Below are 18,459 nucleotides of genomic sequence, written 5' to 3'. Positions count from 1 at the left end.
GCCTGGCCGACGGAATCGGCGGCATCAAGCTCAAAGTCGGTCAGGCCGACTGGAAACTCGATGTCGCCCGCGTGACCGCGGTCCGCGAACACCTCGACGACGACATGCCACTGATGGTCGACGCCAACCAGCAATGGGATCGCCCCACCGCACAGCGCATGGGCCGGATCTTCGAGGAATTCAACCTCGTTTGGATCGAAGAACCCCTCGACGCCTACGACGCCGAAGGACATGCCCATCGCCCGGAACCTCGACACCTCGATCGCGACCGGCGAAATGCTCGCCAGCGTAGACGAACACGTCCGCCTTATCGAGCCAGGCTAGGTCGGCACCATCCAGCCCGACGCACCCGGCATCGGTGGCTTCACGCAATTCCTGAAGTTCGCCGGACTCGCCGAACACAACCACCTCCAGTTCGCGCCGCACTTCGCCATGGAAGTCCACCTGCATCTGGCGACTGCCTACCCCCTCGACGCGTGGGTCGACCACTTCGACTGGCTCGACCCGCCGTTCAATGAACACCTCGAGATCCGCGACGGCCGCATGCACCTGTCCAACCGTCCAGGACTCGGGTTCACAGCGACCAAGCCCGCGCCTGGACCGTGGCCACCGCTGAATCCACAGTTAGCAGCTCAATGTCACGCCCACCCCGCAGCCGATCACTCCGGTGGCCGGAGTGATCGGATGGTGGCGGCTACCGCCCGGCGCCCGGTGGTCGATATGTGACATTTCGTGCGGCGGCTTCATCGAACTGTTCTGGAGTGAGCAGAGCGACGGTGTGCGAGACCGCAGCACCGGACGCGGCCGTGCGAACGGCCAGCGCCGCGGCAGCCACCTCGTCCGGTGTATCACCGATCACGAACAGGTCGTCCACGCCGAAAGCGAAATAGCAGGCGTCCACATGGCCGCCCACGCTCTCGACCATCTCGGTAATGGCTGCCCTGCGGGCGGTACCGCCCTGCTCGAGCAGCCCACGTGCCCCCTCAGGGGAATAGCTGACCTGCCAGAGATACTTCGGCATCGCGCCTCCTGCTCGCAGCTATCGGTGATGCAGCGTCCCGCCCCGGCCGACCGGCCGACCCGACCCGGCAAGCACCGGCGACATCTGAGATTACGGACCGAAGACCGATCATCAGTCCTCTTGCGGCAACTTTACAGCAAACATTGTGTCACTGTAATCAGAGGTCTGCCACAAACTACCCGCGAATACGTCGACCACATTGGGCAGCAACCGATCCCGCGACCATTCAGCAGAAGGCCGAACCGCGCAAGTGCAGGTTTATCGGCCACAATGTCCGTATCGCCACCAGGATCGACCGGGTGCGGGTTTCCGGCGGACGCCCGGACGCCCTCCGCGGAACAACACCGGCCACGACCCGCCAACCCGCCCTGACCAGTCGATTAGTTCCGTCACCGGGTCGTGCGGTAATCTCTTCGAGCGCCCGCAAAGCGGACGCGGACGGGCTGTGGCGCAGTTTGGTAGCGCACTTGACTGGGGGTCAAGTGGTCGCAGGTTCAAATCCTGTCAGCCCGACACAGAGAAAACCCCTTCCCACCTGCACGGGAAGGGGTTTTCTGCTATCGGGCTATCCGGAGAGTTGGGACCAATTTGGGACCAGAGCCGCCCTGTAGATGCTGTGACAGCCTGACGCCGTCGTCGCGCAGGGCTTCTATGTCCGGGTGGAGGTAGCGCTGGGTGATCCGAGGGTCGGTGTGCCCCGCGATCCGCTGCAACCGATGTAATGGGACCCCGGCGTCGGCGAACCAGGTGAGTCCCGTATGCCGCAGATCGTGCCGCCGTAGGTGCTCGTAGCCCAACTTCGCCACAACCTCGTCCCAGTGCGTCGCCTTCCGTAGAACACCGGTAGCGATCCGACCGCCGCGAGGCCCGACGAACAACCGCGCGCTCATGAAAGCCTCTCGCCGATCCTCGTCGTTAGCGTTCCGCAGTGCACGGTCGGAATCGACGTGTGTGCGAGCGACGTTGATCCGGCGTAGAACCAGCGGCTGAATCTCCGCAACGATCGGAATGATGCGTGCCCGTTTGCCTTTCGTGCCCTTGTCCTGCATTCCGCCAGGGCCGGGGGTGGTTTGACGCCGCAGGGTCCACACCCATTGTTCGGTGTCGATGTCGCCCACCCGGCACCCGGAGACTTCGCCTATACGCGTGGCCGTACACGCGGCGAACACCACTGCGTCACCCCATCCCTGGTAGTGGTCGGCGGACGCGTCGACCAATGCTGCGGCGAGCTGTTGGAGTGTCGCCCAGTCCTGCAACGCTAGCGCCCGAGGGTTGTCCAACTCGTCCTCATGTCGCGCGAGCTGACGTTGCCACCCGCTGACATCGACGCGGTTTCGGTCGATAACTTCATCCCGAACGGCTTGGTTGAGCACTCGCGCCAGCGCGGCAAGTGTGTTCTTGATGGTGGACTGGCCGCATCCATCCGCGATCCATGAGGCGACGGCCCGATCCGCGATACCAGTCGTGATCATGGTGACTGGCAGATGCCCGATGGCCGGCACGATTCGGAGCCGCCAACCCGCCCGGTACGGGTCGAGCGTTTTGGGCTCCACGCCGCGCATGGCCGTGTCCCAGTGGGTGCTTCCATACTCCGCGAGGGTGGCGGTGGCGGTTTTCGGATCGACACCGCGGACGGCGGCTTGCTCGATTCGTTCGATCCAGTTCTCCGCCTCTTCACGAGTATCGAACGACTCCGATTTTGATGCGCGTCGCTTGGTTGCCGGGTCGGTCCAGCGGACCCGCGCCCGATACGCGCCGACCTTGCCGCGGAACTCGATATCACCGCGGACTGCCACCCCGAGTGGGATCGCCTGCGCTTGGCGGTCCATCACGCTGCCGCCGGGTCAACGCGCCTACTGCTCAGATAGGCAATCACGTCGGCGCCGCTGTAACGGATCACCCTGTCCGAGACCACAACGAACGGAGGACCCTGCGGCGGGCGCGCGGTGCGCCAGCGGCGCAGGCTGGACGCATCGACTTTGAGAAAGACCGCGACCTCGTCGGTGGTGTACCACTCTGATTGCTGAAGCTCGCGGACCTGCTCGTCCATCGCTCCACCGGTCCCCCGGTCTGTCACGGGGTTCCGCGCCTCAGCCCACTCGATGGCCGTCATCGTTCGTCTCCTTGGGTGTACTCCTGGGCAGCGGCAAGAGTGCGGGTGACCGTGGACGAGCTGACCTCGACCCGCTCGGCGATTCGGGCGTGCGACCAGCCTTCGTCGTGCTTCAACCGCAAGATCGCAGCGACCGTGTCTGGATCGCGGCGCCGTGCCGGGTCGGCGCTGCACACCCGCTCGGCGACCGACACCCAGCGGTCGATTCTGTGCAACGTCTCGGTGCACCGCTCGTGCACGGGGACCTCGATCTCGAGCCGCTGCGCACCATCCAGCTCCGGTGTGCCGTGGTGGGCGGCCAGTTCGCTGGTGGTCGAGCGGGTCTCGGTGCGGACCTCGCGCACCGAGACGGTGCGTACCGGTTCGGGGCTGTGCTCGGGTCGCGGCTCGGTGCGCACGGCTGATGCGGTGTGGTGCTCACGGCCGATCATGTGTGCGAGTGCGGCTCCCATGCCGAGTACGGCGACCGGCAGACAGGCCACCAACACCGTGACCGGCCACGGCGCCGAGGTGACCCCGGTAGCTGTCATGAGGTGGTAGGCGATCTGCCCGACCGCGCCCAAGATGAGGCTGCCGAACGCTGACCACTTCGCGTAGCTGCGGGTTCGGTCCGAACGGATTCGACCCGACAGCCAGACATACAGCGCGTAGGAGGCGTAGGCCTCCATGCCGACCGGCAGTGTGATCGCGGTGTTGACCTCGAAATCGTCCGCGATTCCGGGCAAGGGGTGAACCGGGCCGAAGCCGGTCAGCTGACCGAGTCCGACCCAGCCGGACCAGATCGCGACGAAGGCGGGCAACGCCAGCAGCAGAACCGGCCACGCCCGCAACGGGCTGCCGACGGCGCGTGCACCGGGTTGTGCATCGTCTGGTGCGGGGTGGTGCGCAGCGTCGTTGCTGCGCACCACCTGTGCACCGGTGTTCGGGTTCACTGCTTGCTCCACGCACCGCCGGTGCGGGCGGGTGTGTAGGTGGCGGTGAACAGTCGCGCTTTCGGGTAGGCGGGGTCGGGTCCGGTGTAGGTGACCGACAGGGTGTTACCGGTCTCGAACTCGGCGTCGCCGGCGGTTTCGAGGGCGGCGCCGATGGCCTGTTCCATGCGCCAGCTCACATACAGGTTGCGCGGCCCGGCAGTGGTGTCGAGGGTGATGACGAGCTGGGTGACCGGTTGGCCGTTCTCGTCGCATTCGACCTCACCGGGTGCACCGCCGAACTTGAGTTTTGGCTGCTCGACCGCAGCGGTGATGCGACCGGTCACGGTGGTGCCGGGTTGGGTGTTCTTGCCGAATGCGGATGTCGGGCGGGCGGCGTTGCGGAAACGGGCACTGATGTTGGTGGTCATGGGGATGGTTCCTTCCTGGTTTGGTCGATGCGGGTCAGCGGGTGCGGGTTCGGTCCGGGTGGCGAAACCGCGGACGGTCCTGCTCAGGTCGCGGCTGGGCCCGGTTGGTTCGGTCCAGGTAGGTGACGGGTTCGAGGTCGGTCAGGTCGTATCCGGCGTCGAAGTGGTCCGACAGGTCCTTGCCGCTACGGGCCTGCATGACCCGGACCTCTCCGACCCGGCCGGTGAGTGTGTCGGAGACGCGGGCGGCGTGCCGGTAGCCGGGGCGGTCGCGGTCGGCGACCACGATCACTCGCGCCGCCCCGGCGAGCCAGCGGGCGTGCTCGGGTGTCCATTTCCCGGCGCCCATTGCGTTGCAGGTCGCGATCTGCCCGGCCCGGTTCGCGCGTTGCACGTCCTTCTCGCCCTCACAGATGTAAATCTCGCGGCCGGTGTCGAGGGCTTCCCGGATATCGGCCAGCTTCCACGGCAGCGCAGCGAAACCGGTGTTCTCCCATCCGGTTCCGGTCCAATGCCGCTGATAGAACGACTTGGCGTGCCCGTTCTCGTGTGGGGTGTGTAGCCGCACCACCGCACCTTCGATCTGCCCGGCCGGCCACCGGTAGATGTAGGTGTCGACCGGTTCCGGCTGCCCAATTTGGGCGCCCAGATCCCGGGTCGCCGGCAGCGGGAAACGAGCCGCGAGAATCGCCTTCTCCACCGGCGAGGCACCCACCCGCTGCCCCGTCGACCCGGTCACCGGGCGGGCGGCGGTGTGATGGGGGTGGTTGGAGTCGCGTTGCGACAGCCGGTCGAACAGGTCGCGGACTCCCAGACTGAGGCGGTCGAGGACTTGCTCGTCGTCGCAGCGTGCCCAGCACCGCACGATCGTTTTACTCTGCTGTGGGTCGTACCGCACACCCAACGACGGGTTGTGGTGGTGGCCGTCGCCCTCGTGGACCGGGCATAGGTAGTTCGTCCACTGCTGTGCGGACCGCGGGAACCGTGCTGGACCGACCCGGCGGACCAGGGCGTCGGTAACGACTTCATACGAACGGCCGTGCGACGGTTGCGATGTCATCATCGTCACCGCCCCCGCTCGATCTCGGAGTGCGGCCGTTGGGCGGCGGTGAGGATGCGGGCCTGCTCGATACTGCGCCGCTGCACCCCGTCCAACCGGTCCGCGCCCGGTGCGGCGAGCATGCGTCGCATATCACTGGGGGTGCGTGCCCACCGGTCGTGGACGTCTTTCAGGTATTTCCATTCACTCGGGTGCGGTCCGTTGCGCCAACCCTGATCGATCGTCTCCTCCTGGACGTAGAGGCTGTGGATCTCGGTGTCGCTGGCGCCGGGTCGATCTCGCAATCGTGACAGGCGGTCGACCTCGGTGAACGCCTCCCGCATCGCTTCCTCGTGCTCGATGTGCATCTCACCGGCTCCTGTCGATCCCGTTGCGGCCCTGCCCGTTACGTTCGGGGTGCGGCCAGGACTCGGTGCCGGGCTGCTCATGGCCAGAGGCGCCGAGGTCGCGCAGGTAACTGGCCCGTTTGCCCACGACCCCGCTGTTGCCTGCGTCATTGCCGGGCCCTGTCGATTCCGGACGCTGCCGTGGCCCGTCTCGGTCAGCGCCGTCGGTGTTCGTCGCGGCGCGACGCTGATCGCTGCCGTAGCGCTCGTGCTCCGGGGTGGCTTGAACGAGTTTCTGCACTGCCTCGTCGCGTTCACGCTGCAACCGGTCACGCTCCGCGGTGACCTGGTCGATGCCGGGCCGGTCGCGTAGTTCCTCGATTTCGGCCGCCAGGCGCAGGTTGCGGTTCTTCAACGCCTCGATGTGTCCCTCGGCGGTGTCGAGTTTCCGTTTGATCTCGTCACGGTCGGTGGTGACGCCGTCCAGGCCACGCTGCAGCATTCCGACCCGCGAGCCGAGCCGGTCACGATCCGCGACGATCTCGGTCAGCTGGCGCTCGACCTGCGCCAACCAGTCGCCATGCTGCTCATGCTCACCGCCTAGTGCGGGTTCGGTCCTCTGCGGGGTGCGGTCGACCTTCGGGATGGACTGCTCGACTGCGGCTTCGGCGATCGTGCGGTGATGATCAGCGAGAGCCTCGGCATCGGCGAACACTCCCATCTCGGGTTGCTGCCGATAGGCACCGTCCGCGGTACGGATGATGCCCAATGGGTGTTCCAGCTGCTCGGCAACAAGTTCGGGGCGGCCCTGCCGCTGGTATACCGGCCGTCCGGCCCGGTCCCGCACGACCGCTTCCACGGTGGTGCGATCTTGCGGCCACACGGTGTGGTCGATGTCGCAGTACATCCACGCCAACCCCTCACGCGGGTTGTCGAATCCGCGGGTTTCCCGGGTTTCGATGTGGCCGTCGGTGCTCCACGTCAGGCTCGCTTCGAACCGCGGCGTCTGGAGCTGGTCACGCTGCGGGGTGTGGGCCTGCTGCTCGCGCACGGTGCGGGCGACCTGTGCACGGTACTTCAGGGCGTCGATACCGCGGACCTTGTGCGCCCGGTCGAACAACCGGCCCGGCTCGAACCGCGGGAACGCCGTCGCCGCATCCAACCCGTCGAGGGCGATGCCCTGTTCGACCTGCGTCAACCGGGTGTTCGCGACGATCCGGGCACGCAGATCGTTGGCGTGCCGGGTCAGCGATCGCGTATCCCGGTAGCGGCGTTCGTGATCCACGCTCGGGTCCGCCGCACGTTCGGCGATGGTGAGTGCGTGGGTGCGGTAGCGGTCGATCATCTGCTGGGTGAATACCAGCTGGTGTGCACGTGCGGTTTGCTCCTCGCGGCGCTGCTCACGCAACTGCAGGCTGATGTCCTTGCGGATCTTGCGGCGTTCCAGCCAGTTCCCGGCTTGGGCGTGCAAACGCAGCAGATGGGTCAGTGTGTGCCCGAACTTGCGGACCTCGGCGATCATTTCGTCTTCGGGGCTACGGTCAGACATGGTGGTGAATTCCTTTCGGGTTACAGAGACGGGGAAACGGGTGTGGTCCGGCTGGTTTCGTGCCGGGCGCGCACGGTGTCGATGCGGCTCATAGCGGCGCGGACGGCGGTGACGATGGCCACGGCGATGGCGGCGATGGCGTGTCCGACGCCGTTGACGGCGGTAGCGACGACGTCGGGGATGCTCGGGCGCAGTGCGGCGTTCCACCACAGGTAGCCCAGCCACGCGGCGCCATAACCGGCCAGTGGACCGGTCACGAGCCACGGCTGCCCCCATGTCGCGAGCGTGGTCGCGGCGACCACAACAGCGGAGCCGCCGGCCGCGCCGCGCACCATCCGCCGCCGCGCCGTGCGCCCGGCCACGGCGACTGCTCCCGGATCGAGCGGCTGGTCCCACGGGGCGCTGCTGGCATCGGTGTCGTCGTTCTTGACCAGGCGCAGCGTCGGCCTGGCGGGCGGCTCGGTCTCGGTGGTCGGCTGCTGGTGTGGTGGGTTGTCGGCCGCGGCTGCTGCGGCGGCGGCGAGGTAGTCGGCGAACTGGTCGGCGAGGATGTCACCGATGGCTTTCGGGTCGATCGGGTCACGGCCCCGCTCGCGGCGCTCGTCGGGGTCTTCGTCGTTGTGGTCGTTGTTGTCGGGGAACACGCGCATGGCTGTTGCCTCTCAATCGGATTGATGAAGGGATGGGCGCTCAGGCGACGGCGGTGTCGCCGGAGATCCGCGGCTTGCTGGTGGGCTTGGCGGCGGCTTCGGCGGCCGGGGTGCCTGGTAGTGGGCGCAGGTCGGTGCGGTCGACGGGGATGACGCGGCCCCATTGGGCGCGGCGTGCGCGGGCGTAGACGACTTCGCCGGTGTCGAGTTGGCGCAGCACATCCGGGTCGACCAGCCACATTTCGCCAACGGAGACCTGGCCTTCGTCGCCGTGGCGCTGGCCTTTGATCAGATGCCGCGACGGCAGCATGCCGCGCACCGAACCGAGGTGCTTGCACAGGTCGCCGGCGTTCTCGTTGTAGCCGAGGATCAACCCACCCGCGCACGCTTTGAGCAGCCGGTTCAAGGTCCACTCATCGCGGGCGAGTCCTTCTTGGGACTGGGCGGCGAACATCAACGCCACCCCCTGGGAACGGCCCCGCTCGCACACATCGATCAGCCCGATCGAGCCCTGCTCGGTGGTGGTCGCCGAAACCTCGTCGATGATCACCGTCACCGAACGCCGCTGGTCCTTGGCGGTGCGCCCGGCCCGCTGCATCACCATCCGCAGGATCGCGGCGACCTGAGCGCGAGCGGCGTCTTTATCCAAACCGGGCACCGTCACATACAGCACGTCGAGGTCATCGAGGTTCTTGCCACCGTCGAACACCATCCGACCGCTGCTGTCCTGCAACAGATCGAACAGATTCGACGTCTTGATCAGGGCGTCGTCCAGTTGCGGCACCTTCTCCGCCTGCAACGCGTCGATCATTCGTTTCACGTCCGGGGCGCCGCCCCAGATATCGAGCAGGGTGTCGGCGTTCAAGCGCTCCAGGAACTCGGCCGAGGACTGCGGCGGCCCGACCGGGGCGTCGACCACAAGTGAGATGATGCGGCGGCGCATCTCATCGAAATGCTGCCCTTCACTTGTGGTTGCTTGTCCGGCGTTGAGCAGGTCTCCGAGCACGCCGCGCATGTCACGGGCGGGCATGCTCTTCCACAGCTCCAGCCGATCCCCGTCAGGGCCGACCATCGCGATCTTGGCGGGGTCGATGCCCTTGCGCAGGGCGATGTCCCGGATTTCCAGGCCGAGTTCTTTGTCGTCCTGGCCGCCTTTGCAGGAGATAAGGACCTGCAGCGGGCGGGGATGCTTGCGCCGCATCGCGGGCACGTCTTTCCACGTCTGCCAGGCGGTCCACTCGTATTCGAGCATCCCGGCGAAGTAGCGTTTGATGGTCTCGGTCTTGCCGCCACCAGTGGTTTTGACTACCGCCAGGTGGCGGCGGGCCTGCTTGTGCGGGATTACCAACCACTGCTGGTGCCGCGCGGTCAGCTCCTGCCACAACCCACGCGTCTTCGCCGTTGTCGTGTTCGCCAACGGCCCCAACACGATCCCCTCCCCCACCGTGTAGGGGGCACCCAGCTGCGCCGCCGCGGCCGCGCGGGCGAACTTACGGGCCAGCATCGCCTCCTTGACCCGCTCGGTACGACCCAAGTTCTTGAGTCCCACGGTGTGGGTCTTGTGCACGAACTTCGCCCACACATACGTCGCGGTCACCGCCGCGAACGGCGCCCCGAGAGCGAGCATCATCCGCAAACCCGACAAGTCACCATCCGCGACGCGTGCTGCACCCGACCACAACAAGGAAGCCGGGGTCGTCCACGAACCGCCGGCCAACGCCGAGGTCGCGGGAAGCAACAGCGAAGCGATCGCGAAGTTGCGCAACCGGTGCGGCGCCAACGGCCACCGTGCCGCGATGGCGACAATCATCACCAGCATCGCCACGATCACGACACCGCACACGGTCGCGGTGCCCACAAAGTGCGTGACGCTGCTCAAATCAGGCAGGTCGATGCCGTCGAGCTGCTTGATCGGCGGCTTCTCCGGGTGAATCCCGACCGACGGCGACGGTCCCTGCTCGACCGGCGCCGGCGCTGGTGTCGGGGTGGCGGTGTGGAGTGGGTCGCAGTCGTCGGGGGTGATGATCCAGTGGCAATTCTGGTTGGTCATGATGCTTCCTGGGTGAGATGAATGAGGGTGCGGCGGCGGCGATTCGGGCTCTGCTGTTTCTGGGCTTCGCGGATCGCGGCGTAGCGGGGCAGGAACTTGCCCCATTCGCGGTCGAAGTCGCGGATCACCAGATCCAATGCGAGATCGCCGAATTCCTTGTCCGGCAGCCGCTTCGAGGCAGCGGTGACGTTGTCGAACACGCCGGTGGTGCGGCACAGATACAGCACCCCGACCATCGCCTCGTCGGTGCTATCGCGGGCGGCGCGAATCGCACCCCGCAACGCGACATCCATGTGCTCGGGGTCCTTCTTCGACAACTCGACCTCGACCCCCCACCAGCCATGACGGCCCTTCACCACACCCAGGAACCGGCCGTCATGCACATGCGGGCGACCCAGCCGCGGTTCCCGGCCGCTGCTGAACAGCACCGGCTCGCTCGGCTTACGCCGCGACACCTGGCCGGCAGTGTCCTGGGCGCGATGCCGCAACACCCGTTCCGACACCCACACCTGCGGGTCGGAACCGACCAGCATCACCCGGGCTTGGGCCACCGCGCGGTAGTGCTCGGCCAACCCCAACGGTGGATGCCAATCCGACGGGCGCCAACCGAGATAGCGGGCCGCGGTCACCCGGGTCGGCACCACCCACTTCTCGCCTGCTTGGACATCGTCGAGCTCGTAGATCCGGCCTTCGGCGTGCAGCTGTTTGGCCAGGCTGTAGACGTGGTTACGTTCCATCCCCAGAAACCAGCCCAACACGTCCAACTGCATCCCGTGCATGTCCACCAGCCCCCGCAACGCTGTCGACCTCCGTGGCGCCGACCGGGACACCCGCTGACCCCGCAACAAGTCCTGGACAGTGGTGCGCGGCAGACCGACGCGGCGGGCGATCTCGACTTGGCTGACCTCACGGGCACGCAGGGCGGCGACCTCACCCAGCACCTGCTCGACCTGCCGTGCTCGCAGACCCAACTGGCGAGCGATCTCCTGATACGTCGCGCCGGTCGCACGCAACCCAGCGATGATCTGATCGCGGTGATCGAACTCCAACCCCGCGTACCGATCCGGCCGCGCCGCGATCTTCGTGTTGTGGTTCATCGGGTTCGCTCCCTTCCCTGCCCCTGAGTGCGTCGGCGGGCTGCGATATCGGCGCGGGCCTGCTCAATGAACTCGCGCATCTCGGTGGCATCGATCCCGCGGCGCTCGCACGCCTGCACCGATCGCTGCCAGCGCGCCAACTGCAAAGCCTCTAACTGCGACTCGGACGGAACACGTTTCGGCACAGCAGATTCCGGGTCGTACAGGTACGCCTTCAACGGCCCCCGTGCCCCACCGCGCGACCGCAGGATCTGACCCTCGTACTCGCGGGTGGGCCGCTGCCCCTCCCGCTCCAACTGCCGGCGGGTTCGCAAGTGCTGCGGCGCCAAACCCCACGGCCAGGTCGGCAACCCGAACTTGCGGCCGTCCGGATCATGAAAACGGTGCCCGCTCATCGCGACCGCCCGATCCCACCGGAACGCTCCCGCCTTTTGCGGTCACGGTCAGCGGCGACCCTCACGCGGATCCGCGCGGCCGTCGCCGGAGTGTGTCGGTAGTCGAGTAGCCGATCCCACACGGCGGTGCGCTCGGCGTCCACCTGCGCGCTGACATTGGCATGCCGAATCCTCGACATCTCGAAATCGGCGCCGCGGTATCCCTTCGCGCTGGACGCATCACCCGCAGCGACCGCCATATCCGACAGCACGCCATAAACGACGTCCAAACGGACTTCCTCGACCTCCAGCTCAGCCTGTTCGCGGCGACGGTTCGACGCGTTCATCGCGTCACCTCAGCCACCTGTGAACGCGGCACACACGACCCTGGCCGCTCCGCCGGCACACCCGCATTCACAGGACGGCAGATGTTCGGCGACGGCTTGTAGTCCTGGTAATCGATCCACGCCACCGTGCACCCACCCATTCCCACAAGCAGCAGCAAACCGAACGCAGCCAGCCGCAACGCGGGCGGCAACAGACCCAATGGGGCGTACACCGCACCCGCACCGGTGAACTCCGGGCCAGCCATCGAATGCAACGGGATATGCCGACCACGACCACCGTCGAAATGGGTGACCGTGTACCCCTGAACAGGAACGCTCATCGCCGAACACCCCACCGCCGCGACGACCGCCACAGCACAACAGCGCCCAGCAGCATCACCGTGAACCCGACAACCGCAGGATGCGTCAACATCAGAAAACCCACCGACACCGCACCAACCGCGAAACCGAACGACCGGGCGCGCATCACGCCACTCCGCTCTCGTTGAGCGGACGAACCAGGGCGAGAACTTGATCGCGATCGACCTTGATCAGCTTGGGCCCGATCTGAAAGCCCTCCAGCAGTCCGTCCCCGACCCAACGGCGAACGGTGCGAGGGTGCACTCCGCCAGCCAATTCCGCAGCATCACGCAGGCTGATCAGCACGCGCTGAGCGCTCATTGAACCACTTCGTCTGCTCATGAATGTCACTCCTTTGACGACTTGTCATTACGTATACGCAACACTGTATGTGTAGTTACGTATGCGCACAAGACCTACACATGTGTAGGCGTCAAAGAACGTGAAAAGGGCCTGATCAGAGTGCTGATCAGGCCCCTATACGCTTCGGAGGGAAGCAGTCTGCGGCTAGCTCATTCGGACGAATCCTCGTTGCCAGGAGCCACTGATCCAGGGTCAAGCGCCATGCGGAAGAGGAAGGCGTCGTAGCGGTCCCGCGGGTACGAGACATTCGAGATCATGAGCACGCGGTCGTCGGCGGCGAGGTAGCGCTGATACACAGCCTTGACCAGATCTCCGGACGGAGTCTTGAGCCACTCAGCGTGATCAGCGGGAGGCAGAGAGTCCGTGATGGTCTCCTCCAGAAAGGCCGCCGTTGAGACATCGGGGGCACCTACAGGCTGGTAGCTGTCCGACACTGAGATCGGTCGACCACCTTCCGATGCACGGATGATCACGTGCGTCACCTCGGAACCGACCTCGACGCCGAGCTTCGTCGCCAAATCGTCCGTAGCGATGGCCGTTCCAATATTGCGCTCCACGTCGACGGGCTCGGTTGCCTCGTTCTCGAACGTTGCTTCTGGACTCTCAAACTGCCGCTCAGGCGAAACCCTGGTGAGATTGGGCCGATCCGCCACGAACGTACCTTTCCGACGCTCCGTCCGAACCAACCCCTGACCAAGTAGCAACTCGATCGCATTGCGTATCACGATCTGCGAAACGCCATGACGCTTCGCCAGTTCGGGATAGCTACGAAGCTGGGTTCCCGCCGGAAGCTCTCCCGCTCTGATCTTGCGTGCGTACTCACCCGCGATTTTTACGTACGCCGGTTCTGTCATCGACCGATCCTTTCACTCGTCCAACCAAGCAGGAGCCAGCCTCACGTCCTGCCGATACACAACTACGTATACATACATCATGACAGGCGTCGAGTCGGTCGATGTGAGACGTTGCCAAATCCGCCACTACGTTTGACGAGACCAGCATTGGGCCTTGTCGTGCAGATTCCACCAGGCAACAAAATGCGAATCCTCGCCGGTCAGCTCCCACCCGGCCGCGAGCTTGTCGAAGAACGTGTTGGTACCGGTCTTGCCGCCCCGAGGTTCCCCAACATAGATCAGCCGGTCCCCGCCTGCCTGCTCGTAGGATTCGAGCGCTTCGGCCGACATCGGATTTCCCCACCCAGGCGGCCAGCACAGAAACAGCACGCGGTGCGGCCCTTCGCCAGCATGCCGAGCCGCGTCCAAGTCTGCGAGATCGCCGACACGACTCCAGACGTCCCGTTGTCCGGCGCCCTTGCGGAATGAGATGTTGTTCGATTGGTCAGGCGGCTCCGAATCGAATGCCAGGACGTCCACACCGAGACGTTGAAGCTGACTCGCCCAGTAGCCTCGCCCGGCACCAAGCTCCAGTAATCCGCGCCCGTCACATGCGCCGGCAACCCACTTCAACGTCTCGGGCGACGGGATCGCATAGGCATATGCATCCTGAAGAACGGTCTGCGCGTATGCCAATCGCCCACTGCCGTTAGGTCTGCCACCGTTGACCTCTCGGCGCTTCCCTCGCTCCGTCGGCCCTGAGCCGACGTCGGGCCCGACGATGTCCCAGTACGGATTCTGGCTGTCACCGCCGGCCATGTAGTGGAGCAAGCGAATATCAAAGGCTCGATCCGCCTCGTCGTCTCCGGTTCCCGGCATCGCCGCCGCAGTGGCGAGATACTCAGCCACCTTGGGATACGAAGTGCGAAAACGCTTTTCGTCGCCGAGGAGCTCGGAGAGCTCCTCGTGACGCTCTGGTGTCAACACAAATCCCGTCACCTGTTCCAGTGTGCCGGAGCACGACACGCAGCCTTCAGCGGATCTACAACCCAACACAACCAATCGAAGATCTACCACTGCCCGGGGAAGCACCCCCGTGTCGTCCATACAAACACTACGCACCAGCATCAATGGCTAGAGGCACGGAGGGCACACTGATGGCGGTCTCAGGTTGGAGCACGCGGGGCATGATCGACCGATACACCCGATCCACGCCGCCGTCTGGGCCGTTTCCAGGCTTCTCCAGCCCTGGATTATGGGATCAAACACGCTGAGCGGTGTCCTGACCAGGCAATACAGGGCCGCCATATAGAGGTTCGCTGCCGGTATCACCAGCGGTCAGTGCTCACGCACGCTGACCTGAACGACTGTCTGCGCGAAGATGCTCCGTCGCAGCTCGACTAGCGCGGAAGCATCGATGATGGTCCCGGCTGCGATCGACCTCACGCAGCGCCGTGGGCGCGGCGTCCGCGGTTGGCGCGTCGAACAGTGCTCGTGTTCGTGCCTCAGCGGCGGCCAACTGCGAAGTATTGGGTTCGCCGTTCGGCTACGGCATTTCGGCGGGGCGAGATTTTGACGTCCGTTCCCTGTGTCGCAACAAGTCTCGTCCTGCATGATGTTCACATGAGCCTCATGCCAAGCGGTTTCTGGAGCTACGCACGTTCCGACGACGAAGCGACAGATGGTCAAGTTGTTCGGCTAGCGCACCGACTCATGAAAGAATTTCGGCTCCTAAGTGGCACGAATCTGGAAATTTTTATCGACCGAGATTCGATAGCATGGGGCGAGGCGTGGGCCGATAGAATCGACGATTCGATACACGGCACCACTTTCTTTATTCCATTGATTACCCCCTCCTACTTGAGCAGCAATTCCTGTCGCAGCGAATTTCTGAAGTTTTGGGGCAAATCAAATTACGCACAATTACAGCAATTAGTCCTGCCAATTATTTTCTCGGGAATCGATCTCGATTCTGATACGGACGACGACGTACTTTCTATCGCAATCGCCCGGCAAGCAGAGGACTGGAGTGAACTTCGGCTAGAGGACGAGAACTCTAGCAAGTATCGCAAGGGCGTGAACAGACTTGCGAAGCGGCTCCAAACGATCGCTGAAACCATCGCGGCACAACCTGAAATTTCTTCCACCCGCACGCTGCCCGAGATTTCCGATCGCGATACAGAACGCGATAACGACGACGAGCCCGGCTTTTTGGAACGAATAGTTCAGATAGAAGAAGAGCTTCCCCTTTGGGAAAGTACCACTAAGTCAATCGGCAAGGCAATGGAAGACATCCAGATTGCGATGATCGAGTCGGAACCAAACATCGAACGCGCAAAGAAATCCGGTGCTGTGGCCGCGCGGATCAGAGCAATCGGTAAATTGGCCAATAGTCTCGACCAGCCTACACTTGATTTTCAGGAACACGCAGAAAATTTTAGAAATCATGCAGTAGCACTAGACCCAGCATTCAAGGCACTTATCCAACTCGCTGAAGTATCCGATGTAAATGATCGACGTTCGGCAGCGGCACTGGCTGATACGATTGACGCCTTCCGCCAAGGCCTTGCGGAAGCTATGACCACCGATCAGACTTTCCGGAATAGCCTTGAGATGGCCGCAAAGATTAGTCGAGATATGAAAAAGCCAACTCGGAAGATCTTGGCGGCGATGCGTAGCATTAACGACGCAGAGTCGATCCTCGGAGACTGGGCCGATGGGCTGAGAAACGCCAGAGTTTCCGCAACGGATCTGAATCCGACTTCCTGAGACGAATGATCAGTGAGTGAATCGACGAGTGCCGCTAAGGCCACCGTTCCGTACGCACTTCAGGTAGCCGATGAGTCGTACGGATGGTATTTCACGGCAGCGAAGCGGGCACGGCGGCGCTACCGCACATCCGAGGTCGTGCAATTATTGACATCCGCAGCCATACCAATCGCTGCACTCGTGATTGAGGGAAACACACTAGTTCCGGCATGCTTGGGCGCCATCGTTGTGATTACGACAGGATTGAGCTCGATATTCCATTGGCACGACAATTATCTACGTTTCAGCCAAGCACGCGAAGCTGTCGAAGCCCAGCGTCGCCGTTATAGGACGCAAGCACCGCCGTATGAGAACCCCAGGACACGCGATCAAGTGTTGACTGACTCTATAACGGCGATTGAACGGCGAGAAATGGGATCATGGTTGGAGATCGCTGGCAACCGACCCGAAGCGATTGTCCCATCTCAAGAGAATCCTGCGTGACTAGTATTCACTCGACACATCGAAGTGAGCCGGAATAACACCAACAATGTCGAGTTCTTATCTAAATTACAATAGCCCCTCACATAGCGTATACGTCAGTAATAGCAATTCGATCATAGGAGGTTGCCCAGCTATGTCGACTAATAAGGTAGAACGGCAGTCAGAGTGAAGATATTTGTAAGTTGGTCCGGACCTACTGCAGGAAATCTCGCTTTATTCATGCAGACATGGCTTAGGCAAGTAATTCAAGAACTTGAGCCGTTCATGTCGCAAAGCAGTATCGAAAAGGGCACTCGCTGGAGTAAGGCTCTGTCTGCACATCTCGGCGATACAAGCCAAGCGATTGTCTGCGTTACCAGGGATAATCAAGCCGCGGATTGGCTCAATTTCGAGGCTGGAGCTCTGGCCAAACTACCGGAATCGAGGGTCCGAACCTTACTAGTCGACATTCTCCCAAGCGATGTAACTGGCCCGCTGTCAGAATTCCAACACACGATCGCATCGAACAAAGAGGACGTCTGCGCACTAATAGAAAGCATCAACGCTCATTGCGACAGACCGCTTTCACCCGGCATTCTGGCATCGGTGTTTGAACGTGAGTGGCCAGCGTTTGAGAACAAAATTGCCGAAGTTATCGAGTTAGGAACGCAATACGAAAAGGAAGTTACACCAACGCGGACGGATTCAGATCTACTCTCTGAGATCTTGGAACGGGTCCGCGCGATGGAGCGCATCGGAACAGAACAGTCATCGCTGACAAATCAGCTACTGAATCAGATTTCGATTTCCGACCTCATTGCCGGACGATCGCTTGATTCATTCCTCCAATTCGAGCGCCTCGGCGGCCATCTAGCTGAACGAGAACGTGAATACCAGGTTCTTAGCTCCATGACAAGCCTGGTGGCTGGACAGCAGGTCGCGAGAAACAACAGCGTTGATCCCTTCGGCACAGCAATGGATATTGTTAAGCGAGGAGAAAAATTATACGTTAGGGTGACCCTCCCCGATGGATCAAAGGATGTGTTAGAAATTGGTGACGTGCGATTGGTGAATTAGAATAGACTTCTAGGAGTTATTTCCACCCTGACCTAAATTGCGCTACATCCCGCGCTTAGGGCCGTGCCGTGTACGCCGAACCACTTCGGAACCGGGTGGAAACTTGCCGTACGTGCGACGAAATACTCCAGTCACATTGCTTGGCATCCTGCTAATTGGGCAGCATCACTGCCCAATTACGGTTCAGACCGTGGCCCAGATATATCAGTTATTTTGAAGCATATGAGTAACTGTCATGATTGCGAATCAAACAGTTGATGGCTACGCCTCAACCGTTCGTGTGCGAAGAATGCCAACCCGCCTCTTGTGGTCATCTCTTCCCGGACCACGCACCCCGAACGCGCTCCACCTCATGTAGCCGTCCCACCGAAATCGCGTGCTGTAAACCGCCACCTGCGCACCCTGCATCTATCACCGCCCTGAGCGCGCCCCGTCGCGCGAACACGCCACCTCCGGTGGCGCTGCTGTATACCCCGACTCTCCCCACCTGACGTCACCCCGCTCCCAACCCCCCCTTGTGGCGATCTTTACCCCTTGTGGTCTCCCTCCCCTTCTTGTGGTCATCTCTTGTCTTTGCCTTTTGTGTTTTGTGTTGTCTCCTACCCTGCCCGGGGGGCACACAAAAAAAAAAAAGAAGCCAAAGAGAGTGTAACCCCGGCAGGGGTGGATACGGCGCCAAAAAACCCC

Annotated in this window: 21 protein-coding genes, 1 tRNA gene and 1 pseudogene; 6 read left to right on the top strand and 17 right to left on the bottom strand. The window is 63.1% G+C overall.

Annotated elements, in window-relative coordinates; all coding sequences use genetic code 11:
- Positions 1-2: 2 nt before the first annotated feature.
- Together AB0C34_RS18895 and AB0C34_RS18890 are read left to right on the top strand one after the other, a co-directional pair.
- A pseudogene (locus AB0C34_RS18895) lies at positions 3-179 on the top strand (enolase C-terminal domain-like protein); the annotation flags it as partial.
- Positions 180-333: 154 nt separating this feature from the next.
- Positions 334-726: an enolase C-terminal domain-like protein gene (locus AB0C34_RS18890; protein ID WP_357074709.1), complete on the top strand. Its 393-nt coding sequence runs from the start codon at positions 334-336 to the stop codon at positions 724-726.
- On the opposite strand, the gene AB0C34_RS18885 is transcribed toward AB0C34_RS18890, so the two are convergent.
- Positions 695-1,021, bottom strand: coding sequence for a GYD domain-containing protein (locus AB0C34_RS18885; RefSeq protein ID WP_357074176.1), 327 nt, complete (start codon positions 1,019-1,021; stop codon positions 695-697). The genes AB0C34_RS18890 and AB0C34_RS18885 overlap by 32 nt on opposite strands.
- Positions 1,022-1,460: 439 nt before the next feature.
- Between AB0C34_RS18885 and AB0C34_RS18880 the strand changes: the two genes are divergently transcribed.
- Positions 1,461-1,534 (top strand) — tRNA-Pro (locus AB0C34_RS18880).
- A gap of 44 nt (positions 1,535-1,578) precedes the next feature.
- On the opposite strand, the gene AB0C34_RS18875 is transcribed toward AB0C34_RS18880, so the two are convergent.
- The 16 genes from AB0C34_RS18875 to AB0C34_RS18800 all read right to left on the bottom strand — a co-directional run bounded on the left by AB0C34_RS18875 (position 1,579) and on the right by AB0C34_RS18800 (position 14,463).
- Entirely contained in the window at positions 1,579-2,850 is a 1,272-nt protein-coding gene (locus AB0C34_RS18875; protein WP_357074706.1) for a site-specific integrase, read from the bottom strand.
- Entirely contained in the window at positions 2,850-3,134 is a 285-nt protein-coding gene (locus AB0C34_RS18870; RefSeq protein ID WP_357074173.1) for a helix-turn-helix domain-containing protein, read from the bottom strand. Before AB0C34_RS18870 ends, AB0C34_RS18875 begins: the two co-directional genes overlap by 1 nt.
- Complete coding sequence (locus tag AB0C34_RS18865; protein ID WP_357074170.1) at positions 3,131-4,066, bottom strand: helix-turn-helix domain-containing protein; 936 nt, start codon at positions 4,064-4,066, stop codon at positions 3,131-3,133. The genes AB0C34_RS18870 and AB0C34_RS18865 overlap by 4 nt, the downstream gene beginning before the upstream one ends.
- Complete coding sequence (locus AB0C34_RS18860) at positions 4,063-4,476, bottom strand: hypothetical protein (protein WP_357074167.1); 414 nt, start codon at positions 4,474-4,476, stop codon at positions 4,063-4,065. Before AB0C34_RS18860 ends, AB0C34_RS18865 begins: the two co-directional genes overlap by 4 nt.
- A gap of 34 nt (positions 4,477-4,510) precedes the next feature.
- Complete coding sequence (locus tag AB0C34_RS18855) at positions 4,511-5,536, bottom strand: toprim domain-containing protein (protein ID WP_357074164.1); 1,026 nt, start codon at positions 5,534-5,536, stop codon at positions 4,511-4,513.
- A gap of 5 nt (positions 5,537-5,541) precedes the next feature.
- A complete protein-coding gene (locus tag AB0C34_RS18850; RefSeq protein WP_357074161.1) occupies positions 5,542-5,883 on the bottom strand; it encodes a hypothetical protein in 342 nt (113 codons plus the stop codon).
- Between the two features lies 1 nt (position 5,884).
- On the bottom strand, positions 5,885-7,411 hold the full coding sequence (locus AB0C34_RS18845; protein WP_357074158.1) for a hypothetical protein: 1,527 nt from the start codon (positions 7,409-7,411) through the stop codon (positions 5,885-5,887).
- Positions 7,412-7,431: 20 nt separating this feature from the next.
- Positions 7,432-8,061 (bottom strand): hypothetical protein, encoded by a 630-nt coding sequence (locus AB0C34_RS18840; RefSeq protein ID WP_357074155.1) that lies wholly within the window; start codon positions 8,059-8,061, stop codon positions 7,432-7,434.
- A 40-nt stretch (positions 8,062-8,101) separates the two neighbouring features.
- Positions 8,102-10,111, bottom strand: a complete 2,010-nt coding sequence (locus AB0C34_RS18835) for a hypothetical protein (RefSeq protein WP_357074152.1) — start codon at positions 10,109-10,111, stop codon at positions 8,102-8,104.
- The gene (locus AB0C34_RS18830) at positions 10,108-11,208 is read right to left on the bottom strand and encodes a hypothetical protein (RefSeq protein ID WP_357074150.1); all 1,101 of its coding nucleotides are present in this window, start codon (positions 11,206-11,208) and stop codon (positions 10,108-10,110) included. The genes AB0C34_RS18835 and AB0C34_RS18830 overlap by 4 nt, the downstream gene beginning before the upstream one ends.
- A complete protein-coding gene (locus tag AB0C34_RS18825; protein WP_357074147.1) occupies positions 11,205-11,603 on the bottom strand; it encodes a hypothetical protein in 399 nt (132 codons plus the stop codon). Before AB0C34_RS18825 ends, AB0C34_RS18830 begins: the two co-directional genes overlap by 4 nt.
- A complete protein-coding gene (locus AB0C34_RS18820; RefSeq protein ID WP_357074144.1) occupies positions 11,600-11,929 on the bottom strand; it encodes a hypothetical protein in 330 nt (109 codons plus the stop codon). Before AB0C34_RS18820 ends, AB0C34_RS18825 begins: the two co-directional genes overlap by 4 nt.
- A complete protein-coding gene (locus tag AB0C34_RS18815; protein ID WP_357074141.1) occupies positions 11,926-12,249 on the bottom strand; it encodes a hypothetical protein in 324 nt (107 codons plus the stop codon). Before AB0C34_RS18815 ends, AB0C34_RS18820 begins: the two co-directional genes overlap by 4 nt.
- A 145-nt stretch (positions 12,250-12,394) precedes the next feature.
- Positions 12,395-12,610, bottom strand: coding sequence for a DNA-binding protein (locus AB0C34_RS18810; protein WP_357074138.1), 216 nt, complete (start codon positions 12,608-12,610; stop codon positions 12,395-12,397).
- A 170-nt stretch (positions 12,611-12,780) separates the two neighbouring features.
- Complete coding sequence (locus AB0C34_RS18805; protein WP_357074135.1) at positions 12,781-13,485, bottom strand: GntR family transcriptional regulator; 705 nt, start codon at positions 13,483-13,485, stop codon at positions 12,781-12,783.
- A gap of 126 nt (positions 13,486-13,611) precedes the next feature.
- Positions 13,612-14,463, bottom strand: coding sequence for a hypothetical protein (locus AB0C34_RS18800; RefSeq protein ID WP_357074133.1), 852 nt, complete (start codon positions 14,461-14,463; stop codon positions 13,612-13,614).
- A gap of 624 nt (positions 14,464-15,087) precedes the next feature.
- Here AB0C34_RS18800 and AB0C34_RS18795 point away from each other — a divergent pair.
- The 3 genes from AB0C34_RS18795 to AB0C34_RS18785 all read left to right on the top strand — a co-directional run bounded on the left by AB0C34_RS18795 (position 15,088) and on the right by AB0C34_RS18785 (position 17,772).
- Entirely contained in the window at positions 15,088-16,233 is a 1,146-nt protein-coding gene (locus AB0C34_RS18795; RefSeq protein WP_357074130.1) for a toll/interleukin-1 receptor domain-containing protein, read from the top strand.
- Between the two features lie 12 nt (positions 16,234-16,245).
- The gene (locus tag AB0C34_RS18790) at positions 16,246-16,716 is read left to right on the top strand and encodes a DUF4231 domain-containing protein (protein ID WP_357074127.1); all 471 of its coding nucleotides are present in this window, start codon (positions 16,246-16,248) and stop codon (positions 16,714-16,716) included.
- A 165-nt stretch (positions 16,717-16,881) separates the two neighbouring features.
- Positions 16,882-17,772: a hypothetical protein gene (locus AB0C34_RS18785; RefSeq protein WP_357074124.1), complete on the top strand. Its 891-nt coding sequence runs from the start codon at positions 16,882-16,884 to the stop codon at positions 17,770-17,772.
- Positions 17,773-18,459: the final 687 nt, after the last annotated feature.

This window comes from Nocardia sp. NPDC049220, from assembly GCF_040647855.1.
GTDB lineage: Bacteria > Actinomycetota > Actinomycetes > Mycobacteriales > Mycobacteriaceae > Nocardia.
The sequence above is the reverse complement of the archived record's forward strand: the minus strand, read 5'-3'. Positions and strand labels throughout refer to the sequence as shown.